At 65.0% G+C, this 19,440-nt stretch carries 19 protein-coding genes; 7 read left to right on the forward strand and 12 right to left on the reverse strand.

The window, feature by feature from the left end:
* Positions 1-3: 3 nt before the first annotated feature.
* Positions 4-594, forward strand: coding sequence for a GNAT family N-acetyltransferase (locus IEV62_RS04415; RefSeq protein WP_188445656.1), 591 nt, complete (start codon positions 4-6; stop codon positions 592-594).
* Here IEV62_RS04415 and IEV62_RS04420 read toward each other — a convergent pair.
* Both IEV62_RS04420 and IEV62_RS04425 read right to left on the reverse strand, forming a co-directional pair.
* Positions 567-1,316 carry a hypothetical protein gene (locus IEV62_RS04420; RefSeq protein WP_188445657.1) on the reverse strand — a complete coding sequence of 250 codons (750 nt, stop codon included), beginning with the start codon at positions 1,314-1,316 and terminating at the stop codon, positions 567-569. The two genes, IEV62_RS04415 and IEV62_RS04420, sit on opposite strands and share 28 nt — an antisense overlap.
* Entirely contained in the window at positions 1,313-2,152 is an 840-nt protein-coding gene (locus IEV62_RS04425; RefSeq protein ID WP_188445658.1) for a hypothetical protein, read from the reverse strand. Before IEV62_RS04425 ends, IEV62_RS04420 begins: the two co-directional genes overlap by 4 nt.
* 99 nt (positions 2,153-2,251) lie before the next feature.
* Here IEV62_RS04425 and lipB point away from each other — a divergent pair, with 99 nt between their 5' ends.
* From lipB to IEV62_RS04440, 3 genes are all read left to right on the forward strand, one after another.
* Positions 2,252-2,923, forward strand: a complete 672-nt coding sequence (gene lipB, locus IEV62_RS04430; protein WP_188445659.1) for a lipoyl(octanoyl) transferase LipB — start codon at positions 2,252-2,254, stop codon at positions 2,921-2,923.
* A 104-nt stretch (positions 2,924-3,027) separates the two neighbouring features.
* Positions 3,028-3,288 (forward strand): hypothetical protein, encoded by a 261-nt coding sequence (locus IEV62_RS04435; RefSeq protein WP_188445660.1) that lies wholly within the window; start codon positions 3,028-3,030, stop codon positions 3,286-3,288.
* A 182-nt stretch (positions 3,289-3,470) separates the two neighbouring features.
* On the forward strand, positions 3,471-4,145 hold the full coding sequence (locus IEV62_RS04440) for a hypothetical protein (RefSeq protein ID WP_188445661.1): 675 nt from the start codon (positions 3,471-3,473) through the stop codon (positions 4,143-4,145).
* 133 nt (positions 4,146-4,278) lie between these two features.
* Here IEV62_RS04440 and queE read toward each other — a convergent pair whose 3' ends face one another.
* The 9 genes from queE to IEV62_RS04485 form a co-directional block, all read right to left on the reverse strand.
* Positions 4,279-4,911, reverse strand: coding sequence for a 7-carboxy-7-deazaguanine synthase (queE, locus tag IEV62_RS04445; RefSeq protein ID WP_188445662.1), 633 nt, complete (start codon positions 4,909-4,911; stop codon positions 4,279-4,281).
* Positions 4,912-4,915: 4 nt separating this feature from the next.
* Positions 4,916-5,614, reverse strand: coding sequence for a 7-cyano-7-deazaguanine synthase QueC (gene queC / locus IEV62_RS04450; RefSeq protein ID WP_188445663.1), 699 nt, complete (start codon positions 5,612-5,614; stop codon positions 4,916-4,918).
* A 164-nt stretch (positions 5,615-5,778) separates the two neighbouring features.
* On the reverse strand, positions 5,779-6,162 hold the full coding sequence (locus IEV62_RS04455; RefSeq protein ID WP_229732817.1) for a DUF3617 domain-containing protein: 384 nt from the start codon (positions 6,160-6,162) through the stop codon (positions 5,779-5,781).
* 141 nt (positions 6,163-6,303) lie between these two features.
* Positions 6,304-7,215, reverse strand: a complete 912-nt coding sequence (hslO, locus tag IEV62_RS04460) for an Hsp33 family molecular chaperone HslO (protein WP_188445665.1) — start codon at positions 7,213-7,215, stop codon at positions 6,304-6,306.
* A 117-nt stretch (positions 7,216-7,332) separates the two neighbouring features.
* Positions 7,333-8,250, reverse strand: coding sequence for an ornithine carbamoyltransferase (argF, locus tag IEV62_RS04465; RefSeq protein WP_188445666.1), 918 nt, complete (start codon positions 8,248-8,250; stop codon positions 7,333-7,335).
* A 159-nt stretch (positions 8,251-8,409) separates the two neighbouring features.
* Positions 8,410-9,609, reverse strand: a complete 1,200-nt coding sequence (locus IEV62_RS04470) for an aspartate aminotransferase family protein (RefSeq protein ID WP_188445667.1) — start codon at positions 9,607-9,609, stop codon at positions 8,410-8,412.
* Between the two features lie 172 nt (positions 9,610-9,781).
* Positions 9,782-12,844 carry an efflux RND transporter permease subunit gene (locus IEV62_RS04475; RefSeq protein WP_188445668.1) on the reverse strand — a complete coding sequence of 1,021 codons (3,063 nt, stop codon included), beginning with the start codon at positions 12,842-12,844 and terminating at the stop codon, positions 9,782-9,784.
* A complete protein-coding gene (locus IEV62_RS04480; RefSeq protein ID WP_188445669.1) occupies positions 12,841-13,881 on the reverse strand; it encodes an efflux RND transporter periplasmic adaptor subunit in 1,041 nt (346 codons plus the stop codon). Before IEV62_RS04480 ends, IEV62_RS04475 begins: the two co-directional genes overlap by 4 nt.
* A 53-nt stretch (positions 13,882-13,934) precedes the next feature.
* On the reverse strand, positions 13,935-14,783 hold the full coding sequence (locus IEV62_RS04485) for an ABC transporter permease (protein ID WP_188445670.1): 849 nt from the start codon (positions 14,781-14,783) through the stop codon (positions 13,935-13,937).
* Between the two features lie 74 nt (positions 14,784-14,857).
* Here IEV62_RS04485 and IEV62_RS04490 point away from each other — a divergent pair, with 74 nt between their 5' ends.
* A complete protein-coding gene (locus tag IEV62_RS04490; protein WP_188445671.1) occupies positions 14,858-15,580 on the forward strand; it encodes a GcrA family cell cycle regulator in 723 nt (240 codons plus the stop codon).
* Between the two features lie 180 nt (positions 15,581-15,760).
* Entirely contained in the window at positions 15,761-16,405 is a 645-nt protein-coding gene (locus IEV62_RS04495; RefSeq protein WP_229732819.1) for a peptidylprolyl isomerase, read from the forward strand.
* Positions 16,406-16,458: 53 nt separating this feature from the next.
* Here the strand turns inward: IEV62_RS04495 and IEV62_RS04500 are convergent, their stop codons facing one another.
* On the reverse strand, positions 16,459-17,301 hold the full coding sequence (locus IEV62_RS04500; RefSeq protein WP_308510538.1) for an outer membrane protein: 843 nt from the start codon (positions 17,299-17,301) through the stop codon (positions 16,459-16,461).
* Between the two features lie 159 nt (positions 17,302-17,460).
* On the opposite strand from IEV62_RS04500, the gene parE reads away from it, so the two are divergent.
* Positions 17,461-19,440: a DNA topoisomerase IV subunit B gene (gene parE / locus IEV62_RS04505; RefSeq protein ID WP_188445672.1), complete on the forward strand. Its 1,980-nt coding sequence runs from the start codon at positions 17,461-17,463 to the stop codon at positions 19,438-19,440.

The following is a 19,440-nucleotide window of genomic DNA, read 5'->3' on the forward strand; positions in this document are numbered from 1 at the left end:
GCTGTGGGGCTGATGCCGGTTCGCGACGACGAGGTCGCAGCGATCGTTACCACGCTGGAGATGCGGAGAAAGCCGCCGCTGCGCCCGCTCCCGTCGTCGCCGCTGCGGCTGGTGGCGTGGGACCGGCCGAGCGCGGAGAAATATCGCGCGCTGTTCCGGCGAGTCGGCGCGCCTTGGCTGTGGTTCTCGCGACTGGTGATGACCGAGCAGCAGCTGCTCGACATCATCCACGATCCCGCCGTGTCGATCTATGCGGTGGTCGATCGCGCCGGGATCGAGGTTGGGATGCTCGAACTCGATTTCCGCGCGCCGCGCGCGTGCGAAATTTCGTATTTCGCGCTGATCCCCGAACTCGCGGGCAAGGGTCTGGGCCGCTGGCTGATGGCCGAGACGCTGGCGCGGGCGTGGATCAAGGGAATCGACCGCGTGTGGGTCCATACCTGCACGCTCGATCACCCCTCGGCGCTCAATTTCTACCGCGCGCAGGGCTTCGTGGCGATCGGGCGCACGGTCGAAACCTTCGCCGATCCACGTATCACCGGGCATTTGCCGCCCGATGCCGCCCCTCAGGTGCCGGTGCTGAGCCGCCGGTAGAGCGCAACCTGAACCAGAAACGTCGCGACCGCGCCCAGCGTAGCGCCGAGCGCCGCACCGCCGTCGATCAACGCCATCACGAACGGATTTTGCATCGGCGCGCGGCCCCACACCTCGCCGAGTGCCAGAAACAGCAGCGCGACGGCCCTGCCCCCGACCACGGTGAAACAGGCGAGGCCCGCCGCCACCAACCCATGCCCCGCCGTCCGACGCCAACTTGCCACGACCGCGCGCAGCGCCGAAATCGGCCGCTCGCCCAGCAGAATCGGCATCGTCAGCAACAACCGCCCCTCCAGATAGGCAGCGGGGAGGATCAGCAGCGGCACGGTCTGCAGCGACAGGCCAAGCGGCGACGCGATCGTCACCACCAGCAAGGCGGGGAAAAACAGCAGCGGCGCACGGCGCAGTGCGGTCATAACATCGGGTCTTGCCCGATCGACGTACAGCGCGGTAATCGCGATTTGTCCGATCACGACCAGGAACGCTGCGAGCAACACGCCCGGGCCATAGGTCGTCATCCACAACGTGCTGGCATCATTATACAGTTTCAACGCGGCGGCATCCGCCTCGAACCCCGGGAATTCGGGCTGCGGCCCGAGAAACAACAACAATCCATATTGCGGCACGAAAATCAGCAGCCCAGCAAGCGCGATCAGGACATCGCGATCGCGCTTCGCCATGGCCCAGGCGTCGCGCAGGACGCCCGCTACATTCAGCGTCATGTCGCCTCGACGATCGCCTCGCGCGCATCGCGCGTCGCCAGATACAGTTTCGCGACGAACGCGACCGACAGGACCGAAAAGAGCGTCGAGATCGTCGCCACCGCAATCTGCGTGAGGACCGAGGCGAGCGTGATCGGTCCCGTCCCCCCGATCAACAGGCCGAACACGCTGCCGAACACCGTCTTGGCCGCCGCCGATGCAACCCACGAGACAATCGCATAAAGCAGCAAGACGCCGATCACCTTCCACGCAATGCCGCGAGTCAGCACGAAAGCACGCGCATAAACCCCCAACCCGCGCCGCTCCATCACCATGATCGGCGTGATCAGCAGGACCAGCCGGGCATAGGCCCAGAGCAGGAAGACCGCGAAGGCGATCATATAGAACGTCGCAAAGCTGAGCGCCCAGCCATTGACGACGCCTGTCGGTGGCTTGCCGGCAGCCATCGCGGTCATATCGAGGCCGCTCATCCCCAGCGCCACCGCAATCGGCACCGCGAGCAGCAGAACCGCGAGCGTCGTGACCAGTCCAATTCCGAGGACCGGCGCGATCCGGCGATTGGCGGTGGCGACCGCGCTGCCGCGGCCGGCACCCGGATCGAAGGCGAGCGCGGTGATCGCGATACCGCCCCAGGTCGTAACCAGCGCGAGCACGAACACGATTGCCCCAAGCGCCCAATCGCCGACTTGTCCGCTCGACCCCATCAACGGCATCAGATTACCGAGCAACGTCAACGGCACGAAGATCCCGAGCAACACGATTGGCGTGAGCGCTGCCAAATTGTCGCTGAGGAACTCGGCAGTGCGGTCCCACACGGTGCTCATCGTTGCAATCACGTCGTCCGTCTCCCCCGGAAGTTGAAAGGCTGTTAGCGCAAGCGCAAGCGGCTTGCCAATGACTTGCGTTGCTCAAGGTCCTGTCCCATTCGAGATTTCGTGACTGCAATTCCCGACGAGATCGAATGGCGCATCGCGCCCTCGCCAGTGCCTTATGCCGAAGCGCTCGCGCAAATGGAGGCGCGCGCCGCCGCCGTTGCGGCCGGAGACGCGCGCGAACAGGTATGGCTGCTCGAACATCCCCCCGTCTATACCGGCGGGACCAGTGCCGATCCGGCCGAGTTGCTCGATCCGCGCTTTCCCGTGGTGCAGACCGGGCGCGGCGGGCGCTACACCTATCACGGTCCGGGGCAACGCATCGGCTATGTCGTGCTCGACCTCAACAAACGCGGGCGCGACGTGCGCCGCTATGTCCACGCGCTCGAAGGTTGGGTGATCGATACGTTGGGCGATTTGGGGATTCCGGCGTTTCGGGCGGACGGTCGGGTCGGAATCTGGACCCATGTCCCCGATCCGGCGGGCGGCAGCGGTGTGGTGGAGGCTAAAATCGGTGCGATCGGGGTGCGCGTGCGGCGCTGGGTCACGCTGCACGGCTTTTCGGTCAACCTTGCCCCGAATTTGGCACATTTCGGCGGTATCGTGCCGTGCGGCTTAGCTGAATTCGGCGTGACCAGCGCCGAAAGGATCGGCGCGCCGACCGATTTTGCGACGTTCGACGCGGCATTGGCGTGCCGATTCGGCGCTTTTCTTGATACTCATTCTTTGGGGTGAGAAATCTGGGCTTGAGGGCACGGCGATTCCGGGCTAATGTCCACTACGGTTTGGGTATTAAAGGTCTCGAGGCCAACCAAATCCATTATCTAGGGAGCTTTCCAATGCGTGCATTCATTTCCAAAGTCGCTGCTGGTTCGATGATCGCTGTTGCCGCGATTGCCATTTCGGCTTGCACCCCCAAGACCGAGACGACGACGACCGACAACACGATGGTCACCGACATGAACTCGACCGACACGATGACCACCAACGACACCATGACGGCGACCGACGGCGCAATGGCGAACGATGGCGCGATGATGTCGAACGACACCATGATGACGTCGAACACCACGACGATGACCACCGAGAACAAGATGTAATCCTTCCCAAACGGGAACGATTATATCGAGGGCCGTCCGGGCAACCGGGCGGCCCTTTCGATTCGGGGCGATGGAATGTCGATGCGCGCAAGCGCTTGACGCGACGGCACCGAATTCGAAAAAGAGTTTGGGTTGCGCCGCGAAACGCCGTAATCGCGGTCCCCGATGATGAGAGGCCAAGAATGACCGTGTTGCGTACCCTTGCCGTGACCGCCGCGCTTTCCGTCGCCGCGTTCGCCACCCCGGCTTCGGCCCAGTTCTTCTTCCAGCCGCACGATATGAGCGGCCCGCCGATCCGTGGCGACGAACCCGGGCTGCCAACCCTGCCGGGCGCCACCCCCGATGAAATTCGCGCCAATCTGGTGTGGAATTTACGCTCCGCGCTCAACGTCGCCGCGCTGCAATGCCAGTTCGAGCCGACGCTGCTGACGGTCGAGAATTACAATGTCGCGCTCGCCAATCATAAGGACGAATTCAAGAAATCGTTCGACACGCTTGTCAAATATTTCAATCGCACCGCCAAGGGCGTGAAGCCCGGCCAAACCGCGATGGACCGCTATGGCACGCGGACCTATTCGGCCTTTACCACCGTCGCCGCGCAATATGGCTTTTGTCAAACCGCCGCGCAGGTTGCCGCCGCTGCCGCTTATGCACCGCGTGGCACCGTCTACGAGGTTGCCGTCAATAACATGAGTGCGATGCGTAACGCGTTGGTACCCTGGGGTGAGGAACGTTTCCCGCGCTATGTCCGGATCGACACGCGCGCATGGCTGCCCCGGCTCGACGATGTCTGCTGGAACCGCCGCGACCAGTGGCAGGATCGCAAATGCGGACCGTTCACGCTATCATTCCGGTAGCTGCGCGCCCCACTTCTCCCGTTCGCCCTGAGCGTGTCGAAGGGCACGTGCCCCCGCGAGCGACGTAGCGTTCGGAGATGCGCCCTTCGACAGGCTCAGGGCGAACGGTGTTGGTTCAGCGTGTTTGAACCGGTCAGCGCAGTCCCAGCGCTTTGTGCGATTGCAGCGTCAGTCGCCATTTTGGCCGCGCCAAAACGAGATCGATCGCCGCGGCGTGATTGGCTGCAGCGCCGGCGCTGTCGAGCGGCTGGATCAAATGGTGGGCGAAATCCCACGTTTCCAACTCTGCGACATCGCTGCCGGATTGCGGCCAAACCAGCTTCAATTCGTCGCCGTGGCGCTGCACGACCTCGCTCCCGGCCTTGGGGCTGATACAGACCCAGTCGATTCCGGGGTGGACAGGCAACGTCCCATTGCTCTCGATCGCGATTTCGAACCCGGCGGCATGGAGTGCATCAACCAACGCATCATCGACTTGCAGCATCGGCTCACCGCCGGTCAGCACGACGAAACGCAACGCCTCGCCCGCCCCCCAAAAGCCAGCCGCCGCCGCAGCCAGCGCGGCGGCATCGGCGAACTTCGCGCCGCCTGCCCCATCGGTGCCGACGAAATCGGTGTCGCAGAAACGGCACACCGCGGTCGCGCGGTCCTGTTCGCGCCCCGACCAGAGATTGCATCCGGCAAAGCGCACGAACACCGCGCGCCGGCCCGCCTGCACGCCCTCCCCCTGTAGCGTCAGGAACATTTCCTTGACGGTGTACGTCACCCGATCAGACCGCGTAGCGGGTCGGGTCGGGCAAGCCCGCTTCCTCGAACCCCTTTTTGCGCAGGCGGCAGCTGTCGCATTCGCCGCAATGCAAGCCGCCCGGCGCCGGATCGTAGCACGACCAACTCATGCCGGCATCGAGCCCGAGCCGCGCCGCCTCGCGCACGATATCGGCCTTGGTCATGTGCTGGAGCGGCGCGTGGATGCGGAACGGGCTGCCCTCGACCCCGGCCTTGGTCGCGAGTTCGGCCAGCCCTTCGAACGCGGCGATGAATTCGGGGCGGCAATCGGGATAGCCCGAATAATCGAGCGCGTTGACGCCGATATAGAGGTCACGCGCGCCCGCCGCCTCGGCCCAGCCAAGCGCCAGGCTGAGGAAAATCGTGTTGCGGGCGGGCACATAGGTCACCGGAATGCCGGGCTGCACGCCGTCCTTGGGCACGGCGATGTCGGCGGTGAGCGCCGAGCCGCCAAACGCCGCGAGATCAAGCGGGAGCACGACGTGCCGCTCCGCGCCTAGCGCCGTCGCAATGCGCCGCGCCGAAGCAAGCTCGAGCCGGTGCCGCTGGTTATAATCGACCGACAGCGCGAGCAGGCCATACCCGTCCTCGCGCGCCCGCGCCGCCGCTACCATCGAATCGAGGCCACCCGACACCAGCACGACGGCCAGTGACGTGACCGAAGAGGTCGTTTCAAATGTCATGATGCCGACTGGGTACGCCCAAAGGCGTGCTTTCGCAAGCGCAGCACAAAAAACGGGCCGCCCGAAAGCGACCCAGTGGCGCCCGTCGCCGGGCAATTAGGGAGAAAGCGTGCCGTCAAAAAATCTGCACAACGGTGTCCTACCACTCAATCGTAAACCGCCGCTTAATGGGTCGCCGCATTGACGGGGCAGGCCCCGATCCGGCGCGCTTCATACTGTTCCTCGAACGGCGCGCCGTTGATGATGCCTTGCGTTTCCAGACTGAAATTGCGGGGGGTCGTGACCTTTACGCTGGTCTGGCCGTGACCGGTGCCGGGACAGGTGTAGTGAACCGTCGCAAGATTGACCTCATTCGCGATCACGAAACGCTGACACTGCACGCCGGTGTGGCCGTATTGGATGAGCATGTCAGCATCGCCGATGCACAGCGTGCTCGGCACGGCAGCCGAATCGCGCGCCTTCAATTGCCACTGTCCCGGCTCGATCCGTGCGACCGCAGCGAGCGTCGGCGCAGCGGCGGGTGCAGCCGCCGCCAAACCGGCTGTCATCAACAAGCCCGCGCCGATGCGGCACGCCAAGGTTCCTACTCGCATTCCGTTGCTTCCCGCCCGATTACGCGCAGACGATCTCGTGTCTCGCAGGGGCACACGATACCACACTCCGGGCAGGCCAGCGACGAACAATATCGGTCACGTAACGATCCCTGCGTTATCGAGCGGCGCCGGTACCACCGGGAACTTCCGCGCGCAGAACGCGCAATCGACGAAAATCGTCCCGCTCTCATCCGCCATTGCCTGCTGTTCTTCGGGCGGGAATTTGGCGAGCACTTGCGCGATATAGTCGGGCGAACAACGACATCCGCGGACCAGACCGGTTTCACCGTGGAGGCGAACTTCCTCTTCTTCGTTGAACAGCCGCCAGACGAGCGTTTCGAGCGGGATCGCGGGATCGGCGAGCTCCTCCGCCTTCATCGTCTGGCCGAGGATCGCGACATGCTCCCATTCGGGATGATCGAGCCTTGTGTGCAGCCGCTCGCGCCCATCCTCGCCCTCGGGCAAATGCTGCAGCAACAGCCCGCCTGCGACGCGGCCGCCAACGCCGACGCGCACCAGTGTCGGGATTTGTTCGGACTGGAGGAAATAATGCTCGGCCGCAGCACTCAGCGAATCGCCGTCGAGCGGGACAATGCCCTGATAGCGCTCGCCGGTCGTCGCCTGATCGAAGGTGATCGCCAAATAGCCCGCGCCGAACAAAGCGAACAGGCTGGGGTTTTCGGGGCCAGCGGCGAGGCGATCGGCATCATATTGGACGTAGCCGCGCAGCTCGCCGCCCTTGTAATCACACACCAGCAGCGTGACGATGCCGGTCTGCGTCTGCGCCTGCAGCGTCAGTTGCCCGCCCGCATCCTTCAGCGTCGATCCGATCAGCGCCGCAAGCGTCAGCGCCTCGGCGAGCAGCGCCTCGATCGGCGCGGGATAGGCGTGGGCGGCGAGGATCGTGTCGAGCACGGGGCCAAGTCGCACGATCCGCCCGCGCGCGTGGCGATCGGGAATGGTGAAGCCGAGCGCGCGGTCGGTGTCGGAGGTGGAAGTTTCTGTCATCACACTCTTTCGTCACCCCAGCGAAAGCTGGGGTCTCGTGGGGCTCGGGAGCGCCCTACGTCCAGGAGATCCCAGCTTTCGCTGGGATGACGAATATGGTGGAGCCTCAGGCGGGGTTCAACCGATCTGCCCGAAGCACCAGCGCAGCACCGATTTCTGCGCGTGCAGCCGGTTCTCCGCCTCCGCCCAGATCAGCGATTGCGGCCCGTCGATCACCTCCGCCGTAACTTCCTCGCCGCGGTGCGCGGGCAGGCAGTGGAGGAACTTGGCATCGGGGTTCGCCTTCGCCATCAACGTGGCGTCGACCTGATAGGGCAGCATCGCGGCGAGCTTGGTGTCGGCGTGATCCTGCCCCATCGAGATCCAGCAATCGGTGACGATCACATCGGCGCCCTCGACCGCCTCCGCCGCCGTGCCGACAACGCGCGCGCGGCCCTTGCCGAGCGCGACGTCATTCTCGGGCGGCATGAAGCCTTGCGGGCAGGCGGCAACGACATCGAACTGCATCAGCCCGGCCGCTTCCATGATCGAGGCGAGCACGTTGTTGCCGTCCCCCAGCCACGCCACCTTGAGACCGGGGAGCGGTTTGCCCGCCTCGATAATCGTCAGCAGATCGGCCATGATCTGGCACGGGTGCGAATTGTCGGTCAGGCCGTTGATGACGGGAATGGTCGCATGATGCGCCATTTCCTCGAGCTTGGCATGATCATCGGTGCGCAGCATGATCGCGTCGCAATAGCCCGACAGCACGCGTGCGGTGTCCGCGACGGTCTCGCCGCGGCCGAGTTGCGTGGTGCCGGAGTCGAGCACCACCGACGACCCGCCGAGCTGGCGGATCGCCATGTCGAAACTCACGCGGGTGCGGGTCGAGTTCTTTTCGAACACCATCGCCAGCGTGTGACCGGCGAGCGGCGCGTCGGCGTCTGCCTTGCCCTTGGGCCAACCGACGCGCGCCGCCTTGCGGTCGAGCGCATCGGCCAGCATCGCGGCGATCCCATCGGGGCCGGCGTCGGAGAGCGAGAGGAAGTGGCGCATCTTAAATCCTCCCCGGCACGGGGAGGGGGACCATTTTGCCCCTTCGGCAAAATGGTGGAGGGGGAGCGCCACGAGCGGAACGCGCGGGGAGAGCCCCCTCCCCCGTTCGCTGAATGCTCACGGTCCCCCTCCCCGTTCCGGGGAGGATTACAGGGGAGGTCACGCCGCCACCGCCGCAGGCGCAAAGCTCCGCGCGCCGTCGCTGATCTTCTGCACGAACTCCGCAATATGCGCTTCCTCGATCACCAGCGGCGGCAGAACGCGCACGACATTTTCGCCCGCCGCGACCGTCAGCAACCCGTGATGATCGCGCAAATGCGCCACGAAATCGCGCGCGACGGCGGTGTCCTTCAGCTTGATGCCGAACATCAGGCCCTTGCCGCGAACGCCTTCGAACAGATGATCGAAATTGGGCATCATCTGCTCGACCGAAGTGCGCAGACGCTCGCCCATTGCGGTGACGTGGTCGAGGAAGCCATCTTCCAGCATCACGTCGAGGATCGCCTCTCCCGCCGCCATCGCCAGCGGGTTGCCGCCGTACGTCGATCCGTGCGTGCCGAACACCATCCCCTTGGCCGCTTCCTCGGTCGCGAGACAGGCGCCGAGCGGGAAGCCGCCGCCAATGCCCTTGGCCGAGGACAGGATGTCCGGCGTGATGCCGTAATGTTCATACGCCCACATCTTGCCGGTGCGCCCGTAACCGCACTGCACTTCGTCGAGCACGAGCAGCAGGCCATGGTCGTCGCAAGCCTTGCGCAGGCCCTGGATGAATTCGACCGTCCCCGCCGAAACACCGCCCTCGCCCTGGATCGTCTCGACCATGAAGCCCGCGGTGGTATCGTCGATCAGCGCCAGCGCCGCTTCAAGATCGTTGAACGGCGCATAGCGGAAGCCGGGCAGCAACGGCTCGAACCCGTCGCGCATCTTGGGCTGGTTGGTCGCCGAGATCGCGCCCATCGTCCGGCCATGGAACGCGTTGTTGAAGGTGATCAGCGTCGTCCGCTGCGGATTACCATTGGCATAGTGATACCGCCGCGCGGTCTTGATCGCGCATTCGACCGCTTCGGCGCCCGAATTGGTGAAGAACACCGTGTCGGCAAAGCTGTTGTCGACGATCCGCTGCGCGAGTTTCTCGCCCTGCGGCGAGCCGTAGAGGTTCGACACGTGCATCAGCGTCGCCGCCTGCTTGGCGATCGCCTCGACCAATTTAGGGTGGCCATGGCCGAGCGCATTGACCGCGATGCCGGCGGCGAAATCGAGGTATTTCTCGCCTTGCTCGCCGTAAAGATAACAGCCCTCGCCACGCACCGGGCGCACGCCGCAACGCGGGTACACGGGCATCAAGGCTGGGGTGGTCACGGCTCGTCTCCTGAAACGCAAAAGGGCGACCGCTGCGGTCGCCCGAATGTGTTTTTACGACCCCGCCGCGCGCAGCGCAACACCCCCTTTCTTCTCCGCGTCTCCGCGTCTCAACGTGAACAAAAAAAAGGCTGATTCACGCGGAGACGCGGAGACGCGGAGGAAGAAGAAGTTAAGAGATTGGCTGCGCCGCCAGGCGCTTGGCTTCGTCGCTGCGCACCGCGAGCAGATACATGACTGGTGTGACGATCCGGCTAAGGAAGGTCGAGCTGATCAGCCCGCCGATGATGACCCACGCCAGCGGCGCATAGAGCGACGACCCACCCAGCGCGAGCGGGAGCAAGCCGCCGATCGCGGTGACCGAGGTCAGCAGCACCGGCAGGAAGCGGATTTCGCCGGCTTTCTCGATCGCTTCACGCAGCGCCATCCCGCGTGCGCGCAGTTGCGTGGTAAAATCGACCAGCAGGATCGAATTCTTGATCTCGATCCCGATCAGCGCAACGAAGCCGATGATCGCGAGAAAGGACAGCGAATTGCCGGTCAGCAGCATCGCCACCAGCCCGCCGACCGTGCCGAGCGGAATGACGCCTGCCACCACCATCGTCTCGCGGAAGCGCCCGAATTCGAGCACGAGCACGCCGAAGATGCCGAAGGTCGCGAGCAGGATGATCGGCCCCAGGCCGGAGAAATTGCGCCGCGCCGCCTCGGCCTCGCCGCCGATGCCGAAGCTGTAGCCCGGCGGCAAGTCGATCTTCGCCAGCCGTGCGGTCACCGCGCTGTTGAGGTTGGAGGTCAGCACCCCCGGCTGGTTGTACGCGGTAATCGTCACCGTGCGCTGCAATTTGTAGCGCGTGATCAGCGGCGGCACGCTCTTCAGTTTGGGGCTGGCGATTTCGAGCAGCGGGATGCTGCCCCCCGCGAGCGTTGGGACGTAGATGCTCGACAAGGCCGAAACCGGTTGGTTCGCCGCCATCGGGAGCCGCACGGTGATCGGCCAGGTATCGCCCTCATTGTCGCGCAACCGGCTCGCTTGCTCGCCGCTGATCGCGAGCCGCACCGCACGCCGCGCCTCGCCAGGGGCCACGCCGAGCAAGCTCGCCTTGGCGGCATCAAGCCCCAGATCCATATCGACGCGGTCGAACGCGAAAGGATTGTCGATGTCGCGCAGGCCCGGCACCTCGCCCAGCGCCACACCGACACGATCGGACAGCGTCTTGAGCACCGCGAGATCTGGGCCGCTGATCCGCACCGCGACCGGCGCTTCGACCGGCGGGCCATTCTCGAAATTGACCAAGGTCACGCGCGCATCGGGATAGCCGGAAAGCGCGGTACGCAGACGTTTGAGCAGCTTGGGGCTTTCGCTGACGTCCCAATCGTTCATCGTCACGAAGATGTCGCCGTAACGCGCGCGCTCCTCACGGGGGAAGATGTTGTAGAAGATCTGCGGATTGCCGCGCCCGGCATTTTCCATGATGTTGACCACCGCAGGCTCGCGCCGGAGGATCGCGGCGACTTGCTTCACCGCGCGGTCGGTCGCGGCGATCGTGCCGCCCTCGGGCGATTCGACGCGAACGATGAAGTATGGCGTCTCGGCCGCCGGGAACAGGCTGAAGCCCAGCACCGGCACGAGCGCGAACGCGCCGACGCACAGCGCCATCGCCGCCCAGAACCACGTCCGCGGCCGATCGAGCGCGCGGTGCAGGATCGGGGCATAGACGCGGTGGATGCCCGCCATGATGCCGCGCAGCAGCGCATTGCCCTCGCCCGTGTGCGGGCGCAGCAGCTTGCTCGCGACGAACGGGATGATCGTCAGCGATACGACCAGCGAGCTCGCCACCGTAACCAGCACCGCCATCGGCAGGCCGCGCACGAAATCCCCCGCGCCTTCGGGCAGAAAGGTCAGCGGCAGGAAGGCGAAGAGCAAAACGCCGGTCGCCCCCATCACCGCCGCGGTGATTTCATTGGTGCCCTTGATCGCGGCATCGCTCGGCGTGTCGCCGTCGCGGATGTGACGTTCGATATTCTCGGTCACGACGATCGAATCGTCGACCAGCAGACCAAGCGACAGGATGAATCCCGAAATGCTGATCTGATTGAGCGAATAGCCGAGCAAGGCGAGCAGCAGCACGCCCATCGCGAGGCTGAGCGGAATCGAAATTGCCACGATCAGCGACGGGCGGAAGCCGAGCGGCAGGATCGTGACCAGCACCAGCGCCAGCGAAATCGCGAAATCGCGCGCGAGCTGCGCCAGTTTGCGCTGGATATCGTTGCTCTGGTCGAACCCGACCTCCAGCTTCACATCGGGCGGCAACCCCGCGCGGACCTTATCGATCGCCGCGACCAGATTGTTGCGCAGCGTTCCGGCATCGGCCTCGTCCTTCTGCCGCACCGTGATGAACAAAGCGCGGTGGCCATTGAAGCGCGCGATATGCGTCTGCTCGGCCTCGCTCCATTCCACGCTCGCGATATCGCCGACGCGCACCAGCCGCCCGTCGCTAGCGCGTACCGGCACCGCGCGGATCGCATCGACATCGCGATACGCCCCGCCCGCGTCGAGATTGTAACGCCGCCCCGCCGCATTGAGCGTTCCGGCGGGCAGATCGACCCCGCCCTGCTGGATCGCAGTGGCGACGGCCGAGGCGGGAATGCGCGCCTCGGCCAACCGTCCCGAATCGATCGCGACGCGCACCTCGGGGCTGGCAGCCCCGTCGATGCTGGTCGAACGCACGCCCGGAACGACATTCAGCCGGTCGCGAATATCGTCGGCGAACTTCGCCATCCGCCGCCAGCTCGCCGTGTCGCTGACCAAAGCGAGCTGCAACACCCCCGCCTCGGTCGTGCGCGGCCGACGGAAAGCGATCCGCTGAATACCCTGCGGCAGCCGGTCGCGCACCGACCCGACTTCGCGCACCACGCGGTCGAGCGATTGTTCGGCATCGGTGCCATGTTCGAAATTGACCGAGATGACCGCGGTGCCATCGGTGCTGGTCGAACGGATCTCGTCAATATTATCGAGCCCCTGCAGCACGTCCTCAAGCGGCTTGGCGACCGTTTCCTCCATATCGGCGGCGTCGGCACCGGGCAGGATCACCGTCACCACGACGGTCGGGATCGGGAAATGCGGATCGACCGAGCGCGGGATCGTCAGGAAGGCCGACACGCCCAGCAGCGCGAGCAACAGGAAGGCGACGAGCGTCACTTGCCAGCGCCGCACCGCAAAGGCGGTCAGATTCATTGCGCGGAGCCGAGTGGCGCGATCTTCATGCCGTCGGTCAGCCGATCGACCCGCGACAGCGCGACCCACTCGCCGGGTTTGATACCGCTCATCACGCGGATACCCTCGTCATTCGCCTCACCGATGCGGATCTTGCGCAGATGGACGCGCGACGTCGCGAGGTCGACGACATAGACCAACGCCTCGCCCGCGCGCGGGCCGAACACCGCGCTCGGCGGGACGGCGAGCGTGGTCGCGCCGACGCCGCTGGCGGTAATCGTCGCATTGCCGATCTGGCCCGAGCGCAGACGTTTGTCGTCGGGCAGCGCGATTTCGACTGCGAAGGTGCCCGTCGCCTTGTCGGCGCGGCCGGCCATCTCGATCACGCGGCCGACGATCACGTCATCGTTGAGCGCTGCCAGCGTGATGCGCGCAGGCGCGCCGAGCGTCAGGCGCGCGGAATCGCGGTCGGACAAGGGCAAGCGCAGGATATAGCCGCTCGCTTCCTCGCCGATGACCAGCACCGGCGTCCCCGCCGCAACGACTTGCCCCGGCTCGGCGAGTCGCGCGAGCACCGTACCCGGGCCGGGTGCGGCGATCGTGGCATTGGCACGCTGAAACCCCGCCGCGCGCACTTGCGCCTCGGCCGCGAGCAACGCCGCGCGCGCGCTCTCGAGGCGTGGGCGGGTGATCCAACCTTGCTTCATCAACCCGTCGCTGCGCGCATATTCCGCGCGGGCGCGCTCACGCTCGGCGGTTGCGCGGGTCAGGTCGGAGGCGACCGTGGTGGTGTCGAGCGCGGCGAGGATTTGCCCGCGCCGCACCGTATCGCCTTCATTGACACCGAGCCGCTCGATCCGCCCCGCGCTGGTAAAGCCGAGCGAGGTTTCGCGGCGGAGTGCCACAGTGCCGACGCCGCTGACCGTCGCCACACCGGCGGCGCCGCCGACTTGTGCAATGCGGACTTGCGGTGCGCTCGGCGCCGGGCCCTGCTCGGGTGCCGCCTTGCCGCACGCCGCGAGCAGGATGCAAAGACTGACGACGATTCGACCCCGCATTCCGCTCTCCCGTTACGGGAGCGATACGCGATTAGGTATCAAATGAAAACTGATTAATTCTTGATCTTCCAGCCCGAGCGCAGCAGCGCGTAGCACAGCGTGGCGAGTGCCGCGTCGATCACCAGGATCACCACGCCGCCCAGCAGCACCGGCGAATCGGCGGTGCCGAGAAAGCCGTAACGAAAGCCCGAGATGATATAGAAAAACGGGTTGGCATGGCTGAACGCGCGGAACGCAGGCGCGAGCTTGTCGACCGAATAGAAGGTGCCCGACAGCAAGGTCAGCGGGGCAATCACGAAATTCTGCACCGCGGCGGCATGATCGAACTTCTCCGCCCAGATCGAGGTAAGCACCCCGATCAGCGCGAGAAACGCCGATCCGAGCAAGCCGAACCACAGGATCGCAAAGGGATGCACCGGATACAGATGCACACCCGGCCAGAGCGCCATTGCGAGGCACACCGCGCCCCCGACACACACCGCGCGCGTCACCGCGCCACCGACCATCGCGACCAGCAATTCGGCAGTCGAGAGCGGCGGCATCAGATAATCGACGATCGTCCCCTGAATCTTGCCGACCAGCAGCGAGAAGCTCGCATTGGCAAACGCGTTCTGCAACATGCTCATCACGATCAGCCCGGGCGCGATGAAATCGGCAAAGGGAACGTTGATTCCGCCGACATGAACCGGTTGTTTTCCGCCGGTCGCGACGGTAAAGATCACCAGGAAAAGCAGCGTCGTGATCGCCGGCGCCCACACCGTTTGCAGCTGGACCTTGAAGAACCGGCGCACCTCCTTGATATAGAGCGTTCGAAGACCGCCCCAATTGACGTTCCGGATGACCGGAACGCCGGGTGCGTTCATTAAGGCACGGATTTCGCCGATTGGGGGCTGGCTGCTCATGGCATCGTCGCTAAAGACTGCCGCCGCCGCCTGCAACCGATAGAATCGGTCGGCACGATACGATTGGAATGACGATGAGCTGGACCGACGAACGCATCGATACGCTGCGCCGCATGTGGGAAGCGGGGCAGACCGCGAGCCAGATTGCCGAGGAACTGGGTGGCGTCAGCCGCAATGCCGTGATCGGCAAGGCGCATCGCCTTGGGCTGCAGTCGCGCCCGTCGCCGGTCAAACCGAACGAACCCGCCGCCGCCAAGGCAGCGGCAGCGCCGCCCGCGCCCAAGCCTGCCGCGCCTGTCGCCGCCGCACCGGTCGCCGCGCCCCCACGCCCGCCGGTCGAGCGCGTTATCCCGCCCGTCGTGGTCGCCGCTGCACCGCCAGCTGTGGAAATTGAAGACGACGTTGAGGATGACACCGAGGTCGAGGCCGACGCCCCCGTCGCACCCCCCCGCCCGGCCCCGCCGATCCTGCGCTCGGTTGGCCCCGGCGGTTTCTTGCGCCAGGCACCGGGCGAGCAACAGGCACCGATCACCCCGGCCCCGCCACGCCGGCTCGTCCCCGCCAAGCCATCCGCCGACATGGCGGGCAAGACGACGCTGCTCGATCTCAACGACAAGATTTGCAAATGGCCGATCGGTCATCCCGGCGAGCCCGATTTCCACTTTTGCGGCGAGAAGGTGAACCCAGGCTTCCCCTATTGCGTCGGGCATTGCGGCCATGCGTATCAGGCGCAGCTACCCCGCCGCGACCGTCGCCCGCCGCCGCCGCTCCCCTTTGGCGGCCCGCGCGCGCGCTGATTTCGGCCACGCGACGGTCCGAGGAAAATCGTGCCAGCGCGCGGCGCATGCAAATCCGTTCGTGCTGAGCTTGTCGAAGCACAGCGTGCAGCATGCGAGCGGCACGCGTTGGCCACCCGCCCTTCGACAAGCTCAGGGCGAACGGGTGACGGTAGTGCAACGCCACAAAGGCACGTTGCCATGATACGTTCGATTACGCTTGCCGCCATGTGCCGCGCGCTGCTCGGCGCCGCCCCCGCGCCCGAGCCGCCGATCGTCCGCGTCCGGCTGGTAACGGGCGCGGGGCCGATCGTGCTCGCGCTCGACATGCGACGCGCGCCCAAAACGAGCGCCAATTTCCTCGCTTATGTCGATGACGGCCGGCTCGACGGCACGTTCTTCTACCGCGCATCGCGTCGCAAGACCGCGCCGGGCAGCGGCTTCGTACAAGGCGGGATCGGCACCGATTCGCACCGCATGCTCGATCGCCTGCCGCTCGAGCCGACCAATCTCACCGGGATCAAGCACCTCGACGCGACCGTTTCAATGGCGCGCTACGATCGCACCGATTCGGGTACGGGCAATTTTTCGATCATGCTCGGGCCGAACCCGTCGCTCGACGCGCGACCTGGCTGGCCCGGCTATGCGGCGTTCGCACATGTGATTGCGGGGATGGATGTGGTGAAGCGCATGCTCGCCGTACCGACGCGACCGGGCGGCGATGGCGCGTTCAAGGGACAAATGATGGCCCGCCCGATCCCGATTCTCCGCGCGATTCGGCTCGACGGCGTCGCCAAGCCGAGCGGTCGGCTGAAAGTGTGGCTGATGCTGCGCCGGGTCGGCTGAACCCCTGCCCGCCACCGTCGCCGATGCGACGATGGCGGGCAGGAATCATTTTTTTAGAACCGGAAATTCAGACCGGCACGGATGCTGTGCCAGCGAAAGCGACGGTCGCCTCGGGTAAGATCGGTCCCGCTTGCATTGCCCAGCAGGAACGGGTTGGTTGCAGGCGCGGTGCCCGGCCCCGCCCGAACGATATAGCGGTCGGCCTTTACATCGTTGTAGATATACTCGGCTGTGAACGAGATGTTCTTGGCGATCTTCTGCTCGACGCCGCCGCCCGCGGTGTAGCCCCACGCATCGCGCTTGCCGCGACCGGCGAAGCTGTTCGCCGTGTTCGAAGTTTCGAAGCGCTGATCGAGCTTGGCATAGGCCAGACCGCCCGTGCCGTAGAACAGGGTCTTGTCGAACGCATAGCCGAGACGACCGCGCGCGCTGGCATTGAAGTCCATCTTGGTTGTGAAGGTATAGCTCGCCGGCGTGGTGCTGAAGGCGCTCACGAAATCGCTGATGTTGGACCGACCGCCTTCGATGACGGCGCCAATGACGACGTGATTGAGCTGCAGGTCATACCCCACCCGCGCGTTGTAGCTCAGGCGGCTGCGGTCATTTTCGCAGCTTGCCGACGGCGCAGTGCCTTGCGCGCGACCGTCACAAAAGCCGGGGGAAAAGGCATTGGCATTCGCCGTGGTCAGGACGGTATCGCCAAACGTTCCGTCAAGGTTACGATCGAACGACACGCTTTCGCCGGGATCATTGCCCTGGAAATCATATCCGCCGCTGGCACCGACATAGAGCCCCTGGAACGGACGATCATCGTCGGTCGACTGCGCCAGCGCAGGTGTCATGAACATGGCGGCGGCCAATGCCGCGGACGTCATCAAAACAGACTGGATACCCATGAAAACTCCCAGAAAAATCTATCGTGGACTGGCAGAACGTTGCTTCCCCGGTTTTGCTGCCGCCGACCGCAAAATTGAAATTGGTGTGGCATCGATGCCACACCCGGTATCGCGCAGGTCGGCTTGGCATCCGACCCCGCGCGCCCCTATAGCGGTGGCATGTCCGACGATCTGTTCGCTGCCACCGCCAAACCGACCGGCGATTATGACGCCTCCTCGATCGAAGTGCTCGAAGGACTGGAGCCGGTTAGGCGCCGCCCCGGCATGTATATCGGGGGCACCGACGAGCGCGCCTATCACCACCTCGCCGCCGAGGTGCTCGACAATGCGATGGACGAAGCAGTCGCGGGTCACGCGACCCGGATCGAGATCGAACTGCACCCCGGCAACCGGCTGGTGATCGTCGATAATGGCCGCGGTATGCCGGTCGATCCGCATCCGAAATTTCCCGACAAATCGGCGCTCGAAGTGATCATGTCGATGCTGCATTCGGGCGGCAAGTTCGACGGCAAAGCCTATGCGACGAGCGGCGGCTTGCACGGCGTCGGCGTCAGCGTCGTCAATGCGCTGTCGTCGGACACGATCATCGAGGTCGCGCGCAACCGCGAACTGTACCGCCAGCGCTTTTCGCGCGGTGCGACGCTTGGGGTCCTCGAGCATGTCGGCGCGGCCCCCAACCGGCGCGGCACCTCGGTCAGCTTCGTTCCCGATACCGAGATTTTCGGCCCCGACATGAGCTTCAAGCCCGCCCGGCTCTACAAGCTCGCGCGGTCCAAAGCGTATCTGTTTGCCGGCGTGGAAATCCGCTGGAAATGCGCGCCCGAGATCATTAACGACGACACCCCCACCGAAGCGGTGTTCCAATTTCCCGGCGGCCTGGCCGATCATTTGCGCGAGCAGATCGGCGCGAGAGAATGCGCGACGAGCGACTTCTTCGTCACGCGCCAGGATTTCCCGAGCGAAGCGGGTCGCGTCGAATGCGCCGTTGCCTGGCCGCTGTGGAGCGACGGGTCGTATAGTTGGTATTGCAACACCATCCCCACCCCCGATGGCGGCACGCACGAGGCGGGCTTGCGCACCGCGCTGGTCAAGGGCATCCGCGCCTTTGGGGATCTCGTCGGCAACAAGAAGGCGAAGGACATCGCCGCCGAAGATATCATGACCGGCAGCGAGCTGATGCTCAGCGTCTTCATCCGCGAGCCGCAATTCCAGAGCCAGACCAAGGACCGGCTGACCTCGCCTGAGGCCGCGACGTTGGTTGAAAAGGCCGTACGCGACCACTTCGACCATTTCCTCAGCGACAATATGGAGCGCGGCAAGGGCCTGCTGACCTATGTCCTCGAACGGATGGACGAACGCCTCGCGCGCAAAGCCGAGCGCGAGGTCAAGCGCAAGACCGCGACCAGCGCGCGCAAGCTGCGCCTGCCGGGCAAGCTGACCGATTGCTCGTCAGCCGGGCCCGAGGGCACCGAGATCTTCATCGTCGAGGGCGATTCGGCCGGTGGCTCGGCCAAGCAAGCGCGCGACCGTAAGACGCAGGCGATCCTGCCGATCCGCGGCAAAATCCTCAACGTCGCCTCGGCCACGATGGCCAAGATTTCTGCCAATTCCGAAATCGCCGATTTGATTCAGGCGCTCGGCTGCGGCACGCGCAAGGAGTGCCGGTCGGAAAACCTGCGCTATCAGCGCGTCGTCATCATGACCGACGCCGATGTCGACGGCGCGCACATCGCGACGCTGCTGATGACCTTCTTCTTCCAGGAAATGCCCGAGATCGTGCGCGCGGGGCATGTCTATCTCGCGCAGCCGCCGCTGTACCGCCTGACCTCGGGCACCAAAAGCCTCTATGCGATGGACGATGCGCACCGCGCACTGCTCGAAGCGACCGAGTTCAAGGGCAAGAAGGTCGAAATCGGCCGCTTCAAGGGGCTGGGCGAGATGAACCCGATGCAGCTGCGCGAAACGACGATGGACCCGAAATCGCGCGCGATGCTGCGCATTACATTGCCGCAGGAATATGCGGAGCGCGCGGTCGTGAAGGATCTGGTCGACCGCCTGATGGGCACGAATCCCGCACATCGGTTCGCCTTCATCCAGGAAAATGCGGCACGGATGGACGAAGCCGCGATCGACGCTTAA

It is taken from the genome of Sphingomonas psychrolutea (assembly GCF_014636175.1).
GTDB classification, from domain to species: domain Bacteria; phylum Pseudomonadota; class Alphaproteobacteria; order Sphingomonadales; family Sphingomonadaceae; genus Sphingomonas; species Sphingomonas psychrolutea.

Bases quoted from the DNA above. Each gene is read 5' to 3' on its own strand.
- IEV62_RS04500 (WP_308510538.1), bottom strand. From the start codon at position 17,301: ATGGGTATCCAGTCTGTTTTGATGACGTCCGCGGCATTGGCCGCCGCC.
- IEV62_RS04480 (WP_188445669.1), bottom strand. From the start codon at position 13,881: ATGCGGGGTCGAATCGTCGTCAGTCTTTGCATCCTGCTCGCGGCGTGC.
- hslO (WP_188445665.1), bottom strand. From the start codon at position 7,215: ATGACAGAAACTTCCACCTCCGACACCGACCGCGCGCTCGGCTTCACC.
- IEV62_RS04420 (WP_188445657.1), bottom strand. From the start codon at position 1,316: ATGACGCTGAATGTAGCGGGCGTCCTGCGCGACGCCTGGGCCATGGCG.
- IEV62_RS04455 (WP_229732817.1), bottom strand. From the start codon at position 6,162: ATGACAGCCGGTTTGGCGGCGGCTGCACCCGCCGCTGCGCCGACGCTC.
- IEV62_RS04495 (WP_229732819.1), top strand. From the start codon at position 15,761: ATGATACGTTCGATTACGCTTGCCGCCATGTGCCGCGCGCTGCTCGGC.
- queC (WP_188445663.1), bottom strand. From the start codon at position 5,614: ATGACATTTGAAACGACCTCTTCGGTCACGTCACTGGCCGTCGTGCTG.
- IEV62_RS04475 (WP_188445668.1), bottom strand. From the start codon at position 12,844: ATGAATCTGACCGCCTTTGCGGTGCGGCGCTGGCAAGTGACGCTCGTC.
- IEV62_RS04440 (WP_188445661.1), top strand. From the start codon at position 3,471: ATGACCGTGTTGCGTACCCTTGCCGTGACCGCCGCGCTTTCCGTCGCC.
- argF (WP_188445666.1), bottom strand. From the start codon at position 8,250: ATGCGCCACTTCCTCTCGCTCTCCGACGCCGGCCCCGATGGGATCGCC.
- IEV62_RS04485 (WP_188445670.1), bottom strand. From the start codon at position 14,783: ATGAGCAGCCAGCCCCCAATCGGCGAAATCCGTGCCTTAATGAACGCA.
- IEV62_RS04435 (WP_188445660.1), top strand. From the start codon at position 3,028: ATGCGTGCATTCATTTCCAAAGTCGCTGCTGGTTCGATGATCGCTGTT.
- IEV62_RS04490 (WP_188445671.1), top strand. From the start codon at position 14,858: ATGAGCTGGACCGACGAACGCATCGATACGCTGCGCCGCATGTGGGAA.
- parE (WP_188445672.1), top strand. From the start codon at position 17,461: ATGTCCGACGATCTGTTCGCTGCCACCGCCAAACCGACCGGCGATTAT.